This is a genomic window from Ochrobactrum sp. BTU1 (genome assembly GCA_018798825.1).
Taxonomy (GTDB): Bacteria; Pseudomonadota; Alphaproteobacteria; order Rhizobiales; family Rhizobiaceae; genus Brucella.
The window spans coordinates 428,827-444,549 of the sequence record CP076355.1; the positions used below are offsets into that span (position 1 = coordinate 428,827).

The following is a 15,723-nucleotide window of genomic DNA, read 5'->3' on the forward strand; positions in this document are numbered from 1 at the left end:
AGGGACTATGGATATCACGAACCACACGGGCAGCTCTAAACGTCTCAGGGTCGCGATTATCGGCAGCGGGATTTCAGGATTGTCGGCTGCATGGCTGCTTTCGCAACGCCATGATGTAACTGTATTCGAAGCATCGGATCGCATCGGCGGCCACAGCAATACCGTCGATTTTGAAAGCAGCCTCGGTCCGGTCGCTGTCGATACCGGGTTCATCGTCTATAATGAAGTGACCTATCCAAATCTGACTGCATTGTTTCGCACACTTGAAGTTCCAACCGCGGCGTCGAACATGTCATTTGCCGTTTCAGTCGCAAATGGCGCCTATGAATATTCAGGCGGCACGGCCCTCGGACTCTTTGCCCAGCGCTCCAATCTGGTTAGCCCGCGTTTCTGGTCGATGATCCGCGATCTTTTGCGATTTTATCGCAATGCATCCAAAGACCTAGCCATTATGGGCGGCATCTCGCTTGATGATTATTTAGCACGCAATGGTTATGGCCGGGCTTTCCGTGAAGATCATCTCTATCCGATGGCGGCGGCGATCTGGTCTACCCCTGCGATGGAGGTGGGGCGATATCCGGCAGCAAGCTTCGTTCGCTTTTGTTGCAATCACGGTCTTCTGGCTCTTCGTGACAGGCCGATCTGGCGCACGGTATCCGGCGGCAGCAGGGAATATGTAAAGCGTATCACCAAGCCCTATGCAGACCGGATCAGGCTTTCGACGCCGATTAAATCCGTTCGACGCTCCGAAAAATCTGTCGAGTTGATTGACGGTAGCGGTATTTCCCATGGCTTCGACGATGTCATAATCGCGACCCATGCCGATCAGGCCTTGCAGATGCTGGCCGATCCGAGCGCGGATGAAAACCGCATTCTCGGCGCGTTTCAATATTCACGTAATGAAGCGGTGCTGCACAGCGATGCATCTTTAATGCCCAAACGCAGGGCGGCGTGGTCGAGCTGGAATTACCTCACCAATGCAGGTACTGGCCCAGCGCAGCCATCCATCACTTACTGGATGAACCGCCTGCAACCATTGGGCAAAGCGCCCGAGACTTTTGTCACGCTCAATCCGTGTCGGGCGCCGCGTGAGGAACTGGTAATCCGTCGCGAAATCTATGAGCACCCGATTTTTGATATGACAACGGATCGTGCGCAGAAGGAAATCTGGTCTTTGCAGGGAACGCGCCGGACATGGTTTTGCGGTGCGCATTTTGGCTCGGGCTTTCACGAGGATGGCCTTCAGGCAGGTCTTGCCGTGGCAGAAGATCTGGGCGGCCTACGCCGCCCATGGCAGGTCGAGCAGGAAAGTGCGCGCATCGTTCGCCAGCCTTTACCGATCACGGAAAGGGCGTTGGCATGACCGAAAACTTTCAGTCGGCCCTGTTCCCCGGGCATGTGACCCATGCGCGATTGCGGCCGAAGGTTCATAAGCTGGCCTATAAAATCTACTCGCTCCTGCTTGATCTCGACGAGTTGGAAACGCTTGATGGTAAGTTGAAGCTGTTCTCGCTCGACCGTTTCAATCTGTTTTCTTTCTACAGAAAAGATAGGGGCGATGGATCGACTGTGTCGCTGCGCGAACAGGTCGAACGTGCCATGGATGCAGTCGGAGTAACGGCGGATGGCGGTGCGATCCGCCTGCTCACCATGCCGCGCATTGCAGGATGGGCTTTCAATCCGCTGAGTGTTTTCTTTTGCTATAATCGTGGCGGCGAACTTGCGGCGATCCTTTGGGAAGTTGATAACACATTTCACCAGCGCCACGGTTACATGATCCCCGTCGAAAACGCATCAAGCGGACGCATCGTGCAAAGTTGTGACAAGGCTTTTTACGTCTCGCCTTTCATGGATATGAAGCTGCGATATGAGTTTGAAGTCACGCCCCCCACAGACAGGCTATCCATCCGCATTAACAGTTTTGACGATGAAGGCCTGCTTTTGACGGCTCGTCATTTGGCGCGCCGGGTTGAACTCAGCGACGCTGCCCTGTTGCGTGCCTTTTTTGCAATTCCGTTTCTCACCCTCAAAGTGGTGGGCGGGATTCACTGGGAGGCACTGAAAATCTGGTTGAAGGGCATCGGTTTACGCAAACGACCCGCAGCGCCTGAAACTCCCATCACATCTGTTCGTAACGAGACCGTCCAGCAAAGGAACAAGGCCGCATGAGCCAGCTCGACGAATATCATCGACTCTCCGGATCAAGCCGGATCGAACGACCTGCTTTCAGCCCTTCAGCTATTGTGTTGAAACGGCTGTTTAAACAGGTCCAGCATGGGCGATTGGTGCTTTCGCTGCCTGGCGGTGAGGTCATTGCTGTCAATGGTCCATCACCCGGACCAGAAGCCAAGATCGCAATTGTAAAATGGAACAGCCTGCGTCGGTTGCTGACGGGTGGGGATATTGGCTTTGCCCAAGCCTATATCGAAGGCGAATGGACATCCCCTGATCTAACCTCGGTCATCCGCTTTGCAGCGCGCAATCGCGATACGCTGCTCTCCACATTGCGCGGGTCGGGTTGGATGCGGGCGCTGAACCGTGTGGGACATCTGCTCAACGCCAATACGCGCCGTGGTAGCCGCCGCAACATCGAAGCGCATTACGATCTTGGCAATGATTTCTATGCCCGGTGGCTCGATCCTTCGATGCTTTATTCATCTGCGATCTGGAATGAGAAAACGCATAGCCTTGAGAATGCGCAGGAGCAAAAGTTGCAGTGCATTGCTGAAAAACTGGCGCTTGAGGGCGGCGAAAAAATTCTTGAAATCGGTTGCGGCTGGGGCGCCTTGGCCAGCTATCTCGCAGAATATGGCGACGCGCATGTGACGGGGATAACCCTGTCTCCATCACAGCTCGCCTGGGCTCAAACTGCGGTAAAAAACGTTGGGAAAAGCGACGCCGTTGACCTTCGCCTGCAGGATTACCGCGATGTGCAAGGTCAGTTTGACCGCATCGTATCGATCGAGATGTTTGAGGCCGTTGGCGAAGCCTATTGGCCGGAATATTTCGCAACCCTGAAGCGCTGTCTCAAGCCCGGCGGTAGAGCGGTCTTGCAGGTCATTTCGATCGAAGAAACGCGATACGAAAACTATCGCCGCAAAGCCGATTTCATCCAGAAGTTCATTTTCCCGGGCGGCTTTCTGCCGTCAGACAAAGTGCTTGAGCGTGATCTTGTGAAGGCCGGTCTGGTGTTAACGGCTACCGAGCATTTCGGCCATTCTTATGCGCTGACACTTTCTGAATGGCGTCAGCGCTTCATCGCAAATTGGCAAGAAATCGAAAAGCTTGGCTTTGACGATAGATTCCGGAGGCTTTGGGAATACTACCTTTGCTATTGCGAAGGTGGGTTTGAGGAAGGCGCGATCAATGTCGGCCTTTACACGATTGAACATGCTTAGGCTTCATGCCCACTGACGGAGGAGGCGTCGATGAAATGGATACTGACGATCAGCATGATGACGGTGTTGCTAGCCTTCTCGGCGCAAGCGGCTGATATCAACGGCAATTGGGCGCGAGGAGATGGCAACGCGCGGGTAAAAATTGCCGGATGCGGCAAGGATATCTGCGCAACAAACATATGGATCAAGCCGGGAACGCCCAAAGAGAAAACTGGCGACCGGCTGGTGATGAGCATCAACGAGACCGCGGACGGACAATATTCAGGCACTGCTTTCGACCCGCAACGCAACCTGACTTACAAGATCAGCGTGAAAGTCGACGGAGATAATATGACGACAAATGGCTGCGTTTTGGCTGGCCTCCTGTGTCGTAATGTGGGCTGGACTCGCATCAAATAAGAGAGTGAGCAATCGATGAAAGATTATCTCATCGCCTATGTAGTGACAGCGGTTGCATTTCTGGCAATCGACTCTGTGTGGTTATCCAACATGGCGAATGTGTTTTACCGCCCTGTCATGGGCGATATGCTTGCGCCGAGTTTTCGTCTTGCACCGGCTATCGTTTTCTATGTGATCTTCGTGTTCGGACTGATTTTCTTCGCGGTGAGGCCCGGACTTGTTGCTGGAAGTGGCACAGTCACGCTCGTTCATGGGGCACTTCTGGGGTTCGTCGCCTATGCGACTTATGATCTTACCAATCAGGCAACTTTGAAAAACTGGTCGTGGACACTGACGATTGCAGACCTGATCTGGGGCACTGTTCTATCTGCAGTGTCAGCCTATATTGGCTATTGGGTTACGTCGCGGATCAGCGGATAGACTGGAGTAATCATATGCAAAAATTGGGTCTTTTGGCCGTCTTCGCCTTCGTCATTATTGTTGTCGGAATGGCAATCGGCATCGGGTTCCCGCCGGGCGAATGGTATGCAGCGCTTCAAAAGCCGTGGTTTACCCCGCCTAACGCAGCCTTTGGTCCCATCTGGACGATACTTTATATCTTCATTGCCATTGCGGGCTGGCGCACATGGATAAGTGATAGTGGGTGGCAGCGGCGCGGACCGTGGTTTGGCCAGATGATTTTGAACTTCCTCTGGACGCCCATTTTCTTTGGCGCTCACATGACCGCGCTGGGACTTGTAGTAATCATCGGGGTCTGGCTTTGCGTACTTCTTTTTATCATTCGCGCATGGCAAGCAGATCGTATCTCGGCTCTGTTATTCGTGCCGTATCTCATCTGGCTATCGCTGGCGACAGCGTTAAACGCGGCAATCGTCGTGTTAAACTAGAGCGCGGTGCGCCCTCTTGGGCGCACAAAGGCTGCTCTAACACTCTATATTTACAGAACAATTTTACCTTAAACTGATTCAAATTTAAGGAATTATGCTGTAATAAAAAAGGCGGCATATTTGCCGCCTTTGCTTTAGATGCCAATCAAGGGCTGAACCAACCGCATAAGCCAGCTCTGGAATTTGAGCGGAGCGTCAGTGACCGCCAGACAGATGCAATCCCCATCGGGCGAGGCAATCGGCTGATGCACAAGATCACCATCCGCTTCCTCAATGTCGCCACGAGCGAAAAGCCCGGTTTCATCATAGAAACTGCCGCTTAGCACCAACGTCAGTTCGCGACCGCCGTGCCCATGCTCGGGAACTGGCCTCCCCGCTGGAATTTTTAACAAGCGGGCCTGTGTTTCGCTATCGCGCGTTTCGATTGGCACCTGATAGGCACCCCGACCAAGCGATTTCCACTTGAGGTCCAGTAAGTCGCCGCCGACATAGGATTTCAGCGGTTCCGGTATCACGGCAGGCATTTTTATCTCGGCGCGTGGTGCCGAATGCGCTGTTGACGGCGGCGTCTTCTGGATCCTCTCTTTAAAACTGTCCCATGTGGATGCTTCAAGTTTCTGCGGCTCGACGGCCTCAAGAAGCTGTCCGCCTATCTGTTCAAACTGTTTGAGCCGGGAACGGCAGGCTGGACAGAGTGCAAGATGAGTGGCCACAGCGATGCTCCAGCCTTCTGCCAGTGTGCCAGCGGCATAGCTTGAAAGGAGTTCGTCGCTCAGATGATGTTTAATATCCATTAGTGCGCCCCCGAATTATCGAGCGCTGCCCGCAATTTGCTGAATGCAAGTCGAAGCCGGGATTTGACCGTGCCGAGCGGGAGGTTAAGCTTCTTTGCGATGGCACTATGCGTGCTTTCCTCGAAATAAGCGAGTTCAAGCAGGGTGCATTGTTCCTTCGGCAAGTCAGCCATTGCGGCGCGTAACTGGCTTGCAGATTGCCGCTCGGCAATCCTCAAGTCGGCTGGCTGCTCCTCATCGGGTACGAAGGCCGGATCAGTTGGGTCAAATTCCGGGCGGCGGGCGCGTCGCACTGCATCAATGCGCTGGTTTCGAGCGATGGTGAAAATCCAGGTCGACAAGGCACCTTTGGAAAAATCAAACTGATCTGCCTTGTTCCAGACCGTAATCATGGTCTCTTGCATTAATTCTTCCGCTGTTTGCGTATCGGCAGACAGTTTGGCCATATAGGCCTTCACCCGGGGTGCGAAATGTTTGAAAATCGCCTCGAATGCGTCCACGTCGCGTCGGGAACTGACCGCCAGCATCAATTCCTCCAATGAGGGCTGATTTTCAGAAGCAGTCCGTTCATTCATCCGTATCGAATCCCGTACGCTCAGATGTCGCGAAGCCAGAAGCAGCAAATTGCGCTCCACTTTCTTGTGCCATGTCTGTGAGCCAAAGGAAACGTTTGTATTCATGAAGCCTCATACGAAGGTTCGATGAAACTGGATCACAGGCCGGGGCAAAAGGCTTCAGTTTTTTGCTTTCAACGATTTCGCTTCGACGGTGGGTATCTGATCTGCGTATTGACCAAATTCCCGCAATAAGGTGGTTGCCTTTTCGTAATTGACGGCCTTGGAGAAAGCGTAGCCCTGACCAAGCTGGCAGCCCATCTGCTGCAGCTTTTCAGCAAGGGCCATCGTCTCGACCCCCTCGGCAACGAGTTTGATTTTCAGGTCTCCAGCAATTTGCACGATGCCTTTGACGATTGCGACACTTGGGTCGCCCGGTGCTAACCTGCATACAAAAGACCTGTCGATCTTGATGATATCGACGGGAACGGTGAGGAGATGCGCAAGGGCGGCGAACCCCGTCCCGAAGTCATCAAGAGCAACGCGAACGCCCAGCATCCGGAGGTTTCGAATGCCAGAAGCCACCACGTCATCGCGTTGGCCGATATAGGCGGTTTCAGTTACTTCGATGATGAGATGTCGTAGTGGCACGTCATATTTGGCGAATGTTTTAGAGACAAAAGCCGCGAGATCTCCGACATAAAAGTCTGCAGCAGTTACATTCACACCAATATGTTGTACAGGCAGGCCGAGGTCGAGCCAGCTCCTTATGTCCTGAGCAACGATGGTTAGCATATACTGCGTGATTTCAGATGCGATATGCACATCTGAAAAGCATTCCTGAAATACCGACGCGGGCAGAATATCGCCCGAGGTCGTGGTCATGCGGCTTAGGGCCTCAAAACCAATGACCTCCCTGGTATCGAGCCGCATTACGGGCTGATAATGCGCAGTAATACGCTTTTGATCGAGTGCTTCACGCACTTCTCGGATCGAATTGCGTCGATGAACAATCCGTGTATCGACGTTCGGTTGATAGCGTACAAAGCTGCCCCGCGCATTTTCCTTGGCGTGGTAAAGCGCAAAGTCTGCATTGCGGCGCACAATTTGCGGCTGTGTATCTTGTGCGGCCAGAACAGCGCCGCCAATAGTCACGCGTGGCAGAATTGTTTGACCGTCAAATTCGACATGCGAAGTAAGCGATTTAAGGATCAATTCCGCAGTGTTGTCGAGGTCGTAAAGTGCGCTATGGCTCTGGAGGATGACAGTAAATTCATCGCCGCCTGTTCGGAAGGTTATGTCAGGTGCCATCGCTGCCGAAATGTTGGTTGCGATAGTGCGGATCAGAAAGTCGCCGACCTCATGGCCGAATGTATCATTGGTAATTTTGAGATTGTCGATATCGATGACAAACAACGCCCAGCTGCCAGCCAGTTCGCAGCGCAGTTGTGAAAGCGCGTCATCAAATGCGGCACGATTGGGAAGACCTGTCTGTTCGTCAACTGTCGCTCTGCGCTCATAGTTGAGAATGCGCATTTCACGCGCCATCGCAAGACTGCAAAGTGTGCCACCCGTATTGATCACTTGCTGCTCTTGTGCCAACGGAATGCGCTTCTTGCTGAAATAGACAGCCAGCGCGCCGACGACTTCACCAGCCTCGTTCCGTATAGGTACAGAACTACAGGCCAACAAACCAAAGGGCAACACGCATTTCTTGTAGGTTGCCCACTTCGGATCATTTTCTATATCCGCCACACTCACAGCAGCATTGTGGTAAATTGCGCTGCCGCAGGAGCCGACTTCCGGACCAACTACTGTTCCGTCAAGTATTTTTCCATAGCTTTCAGGGATGCTCGGTGCTGCAAGCAGATGCATCATACCTGCACTATCGACAGAGCAGACCATCACGCTTGCATCAGCGATCAACTCCTCCATCTCACGACAGAGTTGCACAAGAGTCTGCTCCAGAGGCTTGCCTCTTGCAATCAGCTCAAGAACAGCATTCTGGAATTTTAGCACACGTTCCCCATAGTTTTTTTGTTTGCGTGCAATCTTTTAACGCGAACGCATACAGCCTTTTTCACAGGTCTGTCTTTATAGAACACCCATTATAGTTACTTGTATGTATTATAGAAGTGCGCAGAATTTATTGAAATCTTGGTTGCTTTTTTATGTACGCGATTTTGTCAGCTCGGAAACTGTCGATAGCATTCTTCAGCGATTTGCCGTAGTTGGTCTCGGGATATCTCGCCACTTACCGCGTAGCCAAGCTCACCATCGATCCAATAGAAGGTTTCAACGCCATTATTTGAGGCGAAGCGGAAGCTCGTGTCCCGGTTTTCCGGATTGCGACCGACTATGACTGAAAGGCGTTTTCCAGCGACATCTTCATACATGAAAAAAGCACCCGGTTTGCTGTCGACTGGCAACAGACGACCACCAACAAGTTGAAAGCCAAACGTGGTGAGGTCGGGGATTTTAAGGTCAGGAATATCAAGCCGCTTTCCAAGCCATGTTGCCAGATGAGCTTCTTCCGCCGAGAAGACTTCTACCGGATGGCGCACTTCGCTTGCATAGATCAGATAGGCGGCCTGTGCCTGCTGAGGTAGTGCTTCTATACTTGCTATCTGCGGTCGCTGGTCATAAATGCGAGATCCTGCAAAGCCACCGAAACCTCCAAGCGCCAGTGCAGCAAGAATGGACGCCGCAACGGCCCCGCGATAGCGCCGTTCATTTTGTTTGGTTCGCGCGCAGATAAGCCTCGTATCGCCTTTCTTCTCTAGCGCATAGCCGGAGAAAAGCTGTCTGATGCCCTCATTCTGCTTGCGCCATTCAGCGACGATCGCTGCTTTTTGACGGTCGTCTTCCAGGATCGCTGAAACACGCGCGATTTCTTCACTGGAAAGCTGACCGTCCACAAAGCCATGCAGTTCCGCTTCTGTTATCGGAGAATTGCGTTCTGTCATAGGTTTCCCCGAATTTTTACGACATTTGAGCCGTTCATGTGGTCTGCAAGGCGTTGTCGCGCGCGAGACAGTCGTGACATTACAGTCCCTATGGGAATTTCAAGCATGTCTGCTGCTTCGCCATAACTATATCCTTCAACGACGATCAGCATCAGGACGGAGCGATTGTCCTCCGGCAGGCTGTTGATGGCTTGTTCAAGCTGCTGTAACTGAAAGGGATCGTCTTCAGTTGAAGGGGTAATGATGTTTTCGGCAGCATCCAGCGTTTCATGCCGGGTACGCGCTTTGCTTTTATAGCTGTTGCGGTAAAGGTTGGTCATCATCGTGAGTATCCACCCACGCAGATTGAGGCCTCGCCACTGGCCGCGCCTGGACAGCGCTTTGGTCACGCAATCCTGCAAAAGATCTTCACCTTCGGCATCGGACGTTGCAAGACTGCGCGAATAGCGCCGCATGATCGGCAGGAGGGCCAGAAGCTGGCCCTCGAAACTGTCGGGGGCAGGACGGCTCACATCGGCCTCATGGCTTTGCGACGTGCCAGACTCCATTAACGCCGTCTCCAGTCACGTCGCCGGCCTTTTTGTCCTTCATCCAGTAGTAAAGTGGCATTCCGTCTTTTGCCCATTGCTCGCTGCCATCCTTGCGCTTTACCAATGTATAGGCGCCTGACGCCTTGTCACCCTGTGCTGCTATAAAAGGCGGCCAGTTCGTGGCACAAGTATCATGGCAATTGGACATGCCTTTGCTATCCTTGTCAAAAGTGTAGAGCGTCATATCTTTTGCACCAGCCAAAACCTGACCTTTGGATGTTTCCATCGTTTTGACCATGGGGGCTCCGAGCACTGACGTTGCCGATACTGCTGCAATTGCCAAAACAGACATGAACGTTGCGGTTTTCATGGTTTGCCTCATACGGGTTACAATCGCGATATGCGATATGACGTAAGACAATCGGGTCGCCGTTTTTATTCCCGCAGTTCGGAAAAATATTCATCTGATTAGGTAACGTTTTCGTTAGCTGGCACAACATTAGATCGATATTGATCTCTACATCGTTATGCATTATATATGTAGCTACGCATATTATAGATAGCTATACAATGTCTCAGTCCAAACTAGAATTAGAAGCCGCATTCACGATGGGCCTTTCAACGGCCGCACGAAAAATGCGCAATCTTTTTGACTCCCGTGTTCGCGAACGCGGGTTGACACTCGCACGTGCTCGCGTGCTGCTGCTTCTTGCCGAGAAGCGAGATTGGAACCAGCGTGAACTCGCTGACGCTCTTGAGGTTGAGCATCCTTCTGTTGTTCGATTGCTTGATGGTCTGGAAAAACAGCAGCTAATTTATCGCGCAGCTGTGGAGGGTGACCGTCGTGCCAAGCGCATTGAGCTGACTGAAGAAGCGCAGGCTCAGGTCAAGCAGCTTCAGGAAATCACACAAGGCATCCGCGCGGAACTTCTGCAAAAGATTGATCAGAAGTCCCTTGAAACAGCACTTACCGTCCTTCAGGAAATCAGCCAGACCGTTGAAGCAACGCTCGCTGATAAAGACAGGTGATGCGGTATGTCCGAAAGAGGCGACGATAAACCGATACCAGCAAAAGAGCCTGTCGTTCCCGCACAGGTTGCAACGTCTGCGGTTGCGCATATGCCGGTTTACATGTCCGCAATCTACATAGCAGCGTCTGTTCTCATGTGGTCGACACGCGGCCTCAGCATGTATTTCATCTCGGCAAATACGCAGCAGATTCAGGGTTCGCTCGGCGCGACCTTGACTGAAACCTCATGGGTGATTGCCGCCTACATGGCGCCCTATGCGAGCCTCACCATTCTTCTGGTCAAGATCCGCACACAGTTTGGTCTCCGACGCTTTGCAGAAATCGCGATTGCAATCTTTCTGGTTTCTTCGCTGCTACATCTGTTGGTCTATGACATCTGGTCAGCGATCCCGATCCGCTTCATCGCCGGTGCCGCCGCTGCACCTGTTTCGACCATCGGCTTTCTCTATATGCTTGAAGCTTTTCCGCCAGCAAAGAAGATGACCTGGGGGCTGAGCCTCGCGCTAACCTGTTCTGCTGCCGCTGGTCCATTTGCGCGTGTGATCTCGCCGATGTTGTTTGATATCGGACAATGGCAGCAGCTCTATATGGTTGAGATTGGCCTGTCGTTGGCGGCCTTTGCGGTTGTTTATGTATTGCCAATGACACAGGTTCCGCGGGCCAAAGTTCTGCATTGGCTCGATTTTGTGGCCTATGGACTGATCGCAATCGGATTTGGTCTTCTGGCTGTCATTTTGGTCCAGGGGAAAAACTATTGGTGGTTCGAAGCGCCATGGATTGGCGTGTGTCTTGCCATATCAATTGTGGCTTTGGCTTGTGCTGCTGCGATAGAATTAAACCGCGAACAACCGCTGATGAACCTGCATTGGTTGTTTTCGCCGGAGATCCTGCGTTTTACGCTGATCCTCCTTGTATTCCGCATTGTGCTTGCCGAACAAACAACTGGCGCCGTGGGGCTGTTTCAGGCCTTCGGTCTGCAGGATGGGCAAAGTCAGGCTCTATATCTCATAATCCTCGCCGCATCACTGGCGGGTGGCCTTTTTTGTGGCATGTGGATGAACCTTGAACGCGTCTCCTCCATCTTCGGACTGGCGCTGATTTTCATTGCGGTGGGTGCCTTTATGGATAGTCACGCAACCAATCTCACACGGCCGCAAAATGCATATCTTAGTCAGGCGTTGATTGCCTTTGGTGGTGCGTTGTTCCTACCACCTGCGATGTTGACGGGCATCACGAAAGCGCTCAAACAGGGGCCGACCTATATGACGAGCTTCATCGTCATCTTCCTGTTTACGCAGAATATTGGCGGGCTGATCGGTTCGGCAGTGTTCAGCACCTTCATTGCGATCCGCGAGAAATATCATTCAGCGCATCTGGTCGAGCAGCTCGTGATGTCCAATCCGGTGGTAGCGCAACGCATTCAGGCGCTTTCGGGTGCGTACGCGAAGGTACTGGCCGATCAAGGGCTAACCAGGGCTGAAGGATTGGCACTGCTCGGACAACAGGTTACGCGTGAGGCAACAGTGATGGCTTACAATGATGCCTTCCTTGCAATCTCGGTAATCGCTGTCATGTCACTTGGCTGTCTGATCGCCTATCGCATTTATGAAAATATGCAAATCCGTCGTCATCCAGAAGTGACGACCGTTGGTTAATCGATGAGTGTTTGAAAATGTCTGTTGGAAAGCAATATGTTCGCGGCGGTTTAGCCCTTATCATCGGCCTTGCAGGTGTTCTGATGGTTCTCTGGGCGTGGCAATTGCCACCGTTCAAGCACAGCATCGAGACGACCGATAATGCTTATGTCCGGGGGCAGGTTACGGTCATAAGCCCGCAGGTTGCGGGATATGTTACCAGCGTCGATGTGACTGACTATCAATCGGTCAAACAGGGACAGCTTCTATTTGAAATCGATAGTCGCAGCTATCAGCAGAAGCTGGATCAGGCAGAGGCGTCGCTTGCCAACAAAAAGGCAGCACTGGCCAATTCCGAGCAGAGTCAGCGTTCTGCGGAAGCAACGATCCAGTCGCGGCAGGCACAGATTTCAGGTGCGAATGCAGCGCTGGAAGTGGCGCAGGCCAATGCAAAGCGCGTAGAGGCTCTGCTGCCGCGCGGTGTTACAACGCAAAGCTCGGCCGACACAGCGCATGGTACGTTGTTGCAGGCGCAGGCTTCTGTTGAAGAAGCGCAGGCAGCTCTTGCTGTTGCAAAGCAGGATCTCCAATCCATTATCGTCAATCGAGACAGCTTGAATGCCGATATAGCCAATGCGGAAGCAACGGTGGAGCTGGCAAAGATCGACTTACAAAACACCAGGATCATGGCTCCACGTGATGGTGAACTCGGCGAAGTTGGCGTGCGGCTCGGGCAATATGTGACGGCAGGCACGCAGCTTGTCTCGCTTGTTCCCAACACCAAATGGGTTGTTGCGAATTTCAAGGAAACCCAGCTCTACGGGATGAAGGTTGGTCAGGCGGTGACATTCACCGTCGATGCACTTCGCCACGCTGAGTTGAAAGGCCATATCGAGGCCTTTTCACCAGCTGCGGGTTCGGAGTTCAGTGTTATCAAATCCGATAATGCGACTGGCAACTTCACCAAGATCACACAACGCTTGTCGGTTCGCATCGCCATCGATGACGGTCAGCCGGATGCTGATTTGCTTGCACCCGGCATGTCTGTCGTCGTTCGGGTTGATACTGCAGCGAATTAGCAGGCTTTATCGATCAACCATGGCTGGCATCATTTGGAACGAGAGGTTCTGTTTTTTTCACCTTGTCACGGTGGAAGATGAAAAGACCAGCCAGAACAATGATTGCAGCCCCAAAGAGCGTTTGGCGATCTGGCAGATCGTTGAAGAACATCCAACCGAACACGATCGCCCATAGCAACAGAGTATATTGCAGTGGTGCCAATACCGATGCCGGTGCGAGCTTAAGTGCGCGCGTAATCAGCAGATGTGCAAGGCAGGCAACAATACCAAGCAGAAGTAATGCCAGCAATTCGCCGGTGGTAAACGGCGTCCAATGTCCAATACTCAAAACGCCACCAACAACAAGACAGCCCAACGTCTGCCAGGTTACGAGCGTCGCGTCTGGTGTGGAACGCAGAACACGTCCAAGCACTAGGGTCATGGCGAAAGAAATACTGCCCAAAAGGCCGAAAACGGAAGGCCATGACAGCATCGCTGAAGATGGACGCAGCGCGATGATAACGCCGATAAAACCAATGAAGACAGCAAGCCAGCGCCGCCAGCCGATGCGTTCACCCAGCAGGAAGTGCGAGAGAGCTGCGACGTAGATTGGGCCAGCCATGTAGAAGGTCATCACGTCTGCTAGCGGAAGGAAAGTAACCGCCGCATAGAAAAGGCCTGTATCCGCGGTTGCCAGAACCACGCGCGCCAATTGAAGCGATGGTTTTTCAACCTGAAGTAAGGCGCTTGCCGGCTGGCGCGATAACATCGGGCCGAGCACAAAGAAGGCACCAAACGAGCGGATCAACAAAACTTGACCAACTGAGAAACTCGCTACAAGCCATTTGCCCATGGCGTCGTTCAATGCGAACATGAAATCGCCAAGCAGCATCAGAAGGATGCCCGCCAATACAGCGTTGCCGCCCACGGCAAGTGCCGCTTTCTTATTCATAATTTCTGGGTGCCCCGACCACTGGTTCAACGCGTTCTCGTGCGCAAATCCATTGCTGAAGTTTGCCGGATAATCTCGCTGCATGTTTGAATAGAATCTGCTTACTCCTCGCCTCATGCCTTTGCAAGATGCTCGGTGTTCTGCGTACATCAGAACAAGCCTTCTCAAGTCATTCGTCGTGAGCTATAGCGGCTTGGCTTCACTGTGAGGTCACCATGGATTCTGGAAACGCTGAGTCGAAACCGATTTTCGGGATCGCGCTTGCCTCTGCAGGTTATGCCTGCTTCGCCTTGCAAGATGCCATCGTTAAATGGCTTGTTGCAGATTATGCGGTTCCGCAAATTCTATTTATGCGAAGCCTCGTGATTGTAATCATTACCGGCGGGCTTGCGTGGCGGCTCCGCCATCCCTCAATTTTCAAGAGCAGATATCGCGGCACACTTGTGCTGCGCGCTGGTCTGATGCTCTTGGCTTGGCTTCTGTTCTATAATGCCGCCCGTCATCTTGGCCTTGCCGAGCTCACAACACTTTACTTCTCAGCGCCGATCATGGTGATGTTTCTGTCGATCTTTATTCTCAAGGAGAAGATCGGAGCAGGGCGCTGGGTTGCGTGTATGGGCGGCTTCGTCGGTGTGTTGATCGCAGCCAACCCAACCCATACGCCAAACCTGATACCCGCGATAATGTGCGTGATTGCCGGCTTTTGCTGGGCTCTGAGCACGATTTTGATCCGTCTCGTTAGCCGGACCGAAACGACTTTGACCCAGATGTGGGCGACAAGCCTTCTTTTTGGTATTGCCTGCGCTGTGTCCTTCCCTTGGGTGTGGAAAACCCCTGACGCATCGGCATGGGTATTGATGATTGGCCTTGGCCTTGTTGCAACGATTGGACAATATCTTCTTTATGAAGGTTTTCGTCACGCACCAGCCTCGGCGCTCGCGCCGACCGAGTTTACTGGCCTCATTTGGGCGTTCCTCTATGGTTACGCAATCTGGGCGGAAATCCCGGCTTCAAATGTCGCTTTCGGCGCTGTGCTGATAGTTTGTTCGAGCCTTGTTTTGGTTGCCTGGGAGAAGAGCACGGCACGAGTGCGGGCCCTATCTTGATATTTCTCACCAGCTTGAAGTGCTGGAGCTTTTGCAAAAGCTTAATCAGGAGCGTGGACGTACCATTGTCATGGTCGTGCACGATCTCAATCACGCCGCTCTATATGCGCATCATCTGATCGCGATCAGCGAGGGCCGCGTTTATGCTTCGGGTTCACCAGCGCAGCTTTTGACACCTAAACTGGTGAAAGATGTGTTTGGGATTGAGGCGCTGGTCGTACCACGCCCGCTTTATGAAACCCCATATTGCTTTCCAATCGCGGCTCGATAGAGCGGCTGCGCCCAAGATTTGGCGGCTCTAACTGTCTGTCTGCGCAATGTTTAAAGCGACACCGGTTCCCACTTTTATCGGGATGGTTTAATGTGTCCGTTAATCAGCCTATATTACATAAAAGAGATATTTCACCTCATTGAG

Annotated in this window: 18 protein-coding genes; 11 read left to right on the forward strand and 7 right to left on the reverse strand. The window is 52.6% G+C overall.

Translation table 11 applies throughout. The features are described 5' to 3' along the window. Positions 1-7: 7 nt before the first annotated feature. Genes KMS41_13320 through KMS41_13345 form a run of 6 tightly spaced genes read left to right on the forward strand, consistent with a single transcriptional unit; the run spans position 8 to position 4,684 of the window. Positions 8-1,363, forward strand: coding sequence for an NAD(P)/FAD-dependent oxidoreductase (locus tag KMS41_13320; protein QWK79900.1), 1,356 nt, complete (start codon positions 8-10; stop codon positions 1,361-1,363). Further along, positions 1,360-2,169 carry a DUF1365 family protein gene (locus KMS41_13325; GenBank protein QWK79901.1) on the forward strand — a complete coding sequence of 270 codons (810 nt, stop codon included), beginning with the start codon at positions 1,360-1,362 and terminating at the stop codon, positions 2,167-2,169. The genes KMS41_13320 and KMS41_13325 overlap by 4 nt, the downstream gene beginning before the upstream one ends. Next, positions 2,166-3,398 carry a cyclopropane-fatty-acyl-phospholipid synthase family protein gene (locus tag KMS41_13330; GenBank protein ID QWK79902.1) on the forward strand — a complete coding sequence of 411 codons (1,233 nt, stop codon included), beginning with the start codon at positions 2,166-2,168 and terminating at the stop codon, positions 3,396-3,398. The genes KMS41_13325 and KMS41_13330 overlap by 4 nt, the downstream gene beginning before the upstream one ends. Before the next feature lie 30 nt (positions 3,399-3,428). Then, the gene (locus tag KMS41_13335; GenBank protein ID QWK79903.1) at positions 3,429-3,797 is read left to right on the forward strand and encodes a DUF2147 domain-containing protein; all 369 of its coding nucleotides are present in this window, start codon (positions 3,429-3,431) and stop codon (positions 3,795-3,797) included. Positions 3,798-3,812: 15 nt separating this feature from the next. Continuing rightward, positions 3,813-4,217, forward strand: coding sequence for a DUF2177 family protein (locus tag KMS41_13340; GenBank protein QWK79904.1), 405 nt, complete (start codon positions 3,813-3,815; stop codon positions 4,215-4,217). Between the two features lie 14 nt (positions 4,218-4,231). Next, the gene (locus KMS41_13345; GenBank protein ID QWK79905.1) at positions 4,232-4,684 is read left to right on the forward strand and encodes a tryptophan-rich sensory protein; all 453 of its coding nucleotides are present in this window, start codon (positions 4,232-4,234) and stop codon (positions 4,682-4,684) included. A gap of 134 nt (positions 4,685-4,818) precedes the next feature. Here KMS41_13345 and KMS41_13350 read toward each other — a convergent pair whose 3' ends face one another. The 6 genes from KMS41_13350 to KMS41_13375 form a co-directional block, all read right to left on the reverse strand. After that, a complete protein-coding gene (locus tag KMS41_13350; GenBank protein ID QWK79906.1) occupies positions 4,819-5,478 on the reverse strand; it encodes a ChrR family anti-sigma-E factor in 660 nt (219 codons plus the stop codon). Beyond that, positions 5,478-6,053: a sigma-70 family RNA polymerase sigma factor gene (locus KMS41_13355; GenBank protein QWK80245.1), complete on the reverse strand. Its 576-nt coding sequence runs from the start codon at positions 6,051-6,053 to the stop codon at positions 5,478-5,480. The genes KMS41_13350 and KMS41_13355 overlap by 1 nt, the downstream gene beginning before the upstream one ends. A gap of 159 nt (positions 6,054-6,212) precedes the next feature. Next, positions 6,213-8,051, reverse strand: coding sequence for an EAL domain-containing protein (locus KMS41_13360; protein QWK79907.1), 1,839 nt, complete (start codon positions 8,049-8,051; stop codon positions 6,213-6,215). A 167-nt stretch (positions 8,052-8,218) separates the two neighbouring features. Then, on the reverse strand, positions 8,219-8,998 hold the full coding sequence (locus KMS41_13365) for an anti-sigma factor (GenBank protein QWK79908.1): 780 nt from the start codon (positions 8,996-8,998) through the stop codon (positions 8,219-8,221). After that, the gene (locus KMS41_13370) at positions 8,995-9,546 is read right to left on the reverse strand and encodes a sigma-70 family RNA polymerase sigma factor (protein QWK79909.1); all 552 of its coding nucleotides are present in this window, start codon (positions 9,544-9,546) and stop codon (positions 8,995-8,997) included. Before KMS41_13370 ends, KMS41_13365 begins: the two co-directional genes overlap by 4 nt. Then, positions 9,518-9,898 (reverse strand): hypothetical protein, encoded by a 381-nt coding sequence (locus KMS41_13375; GenBank protein QWK79910.1) that lies wholly within the window; start codon positions 9,896-9,898, stop codon positions 9,518-9,520. Before KMS41_13375 ends, KMS41_13370 begins: the two co-directional genes overlap by 29 nt. Before the next feature lie 200 nt (positions 9,899-10,098). Here KMS41_13375 and KMS41_13380 point away from each other — a divergent pair, with 200 nt between their 5' ends. From KMS41_13380 to KMS41_13390, 3 genes are all read left to right on the forward strand, one after another. Continuing rightward, a complete protein-coding gene (locus KMS41_13380; protein ID QWK79911.1) occupies positions 10,099-10,557 on the forward strand; it encodes a MarR family transcriptional regulator in 459 nt (152 codons plus the stop codon). 90 nt (positions 10,558-10,647) lie between these two features. Then, complete coding sequence (locus KMS41_13385) at positions 10,648-12,213, forward strand: MFS transporter (GenBank protein QWK80246.1); 1,566 nt, start codon at positions 10,648-10,650, stop codon at positions 12,211-12,213. 17 nt (positions 12,214-12,230) lie between these two features. Then, positions 12,231-13,271, forward strand: coding sequence for an HlyD family secretion protein (locus KMS41_13390; GenBank protein ID QWK79912.1), 1,041 nt, complete (start codon positions 12,231-12,233; stop codon positions 13,269-13,271). Positions 13,272-13,284: 13 nt separating this feature from the next. Here KMS41_13390 and KMS41_13395 read toward each other — a convergent pair whose 3' ends face one another. Beyond that, positions 13,285-14,202, reverse strand: coding sequence for a DMT family transporter (locus tag KMS41_13395; protein ID QWK79913.1), 918 nt, complete (start codon positions 14,200-14,202; stop codon positions 13,285-13,287). A gap of 215 nt (positions 14,203-14,417) precedes the next feature. On the opposite strand from KMS41_13395, the gene KMS41_13400 reads away from it, so the two are divergent. Both KMS41_13400 and KMS41_13405 read left to right on the forward strand, forming a co-directional pair. Beyond that, on the forward strand, positions 14,418-15,308 hold the full coding sequence (locus KMS41_13400; protein QWK79914.1) for a DMT family transporter: 891 nt from the start codon (positions 14,418-14,420) through the stop codon (positions 15,306-15,308). A 31-nt stretch (positions 15,309-15,339) separates the two neighbouring features. Continuing rightward, positions 15,340-15,579 (forward strand): ABC transporter ATP-binding protein, encoded by a 240-nt coding sequence (locus KMS41_13405; protein ID QWK79915.1) that lies wholly within the window; start codon positions 15,340-15,342, stop codon positions 15,577-15,579. Positions 15,580-15,723 lie beyond the last annotated feature (144 nt).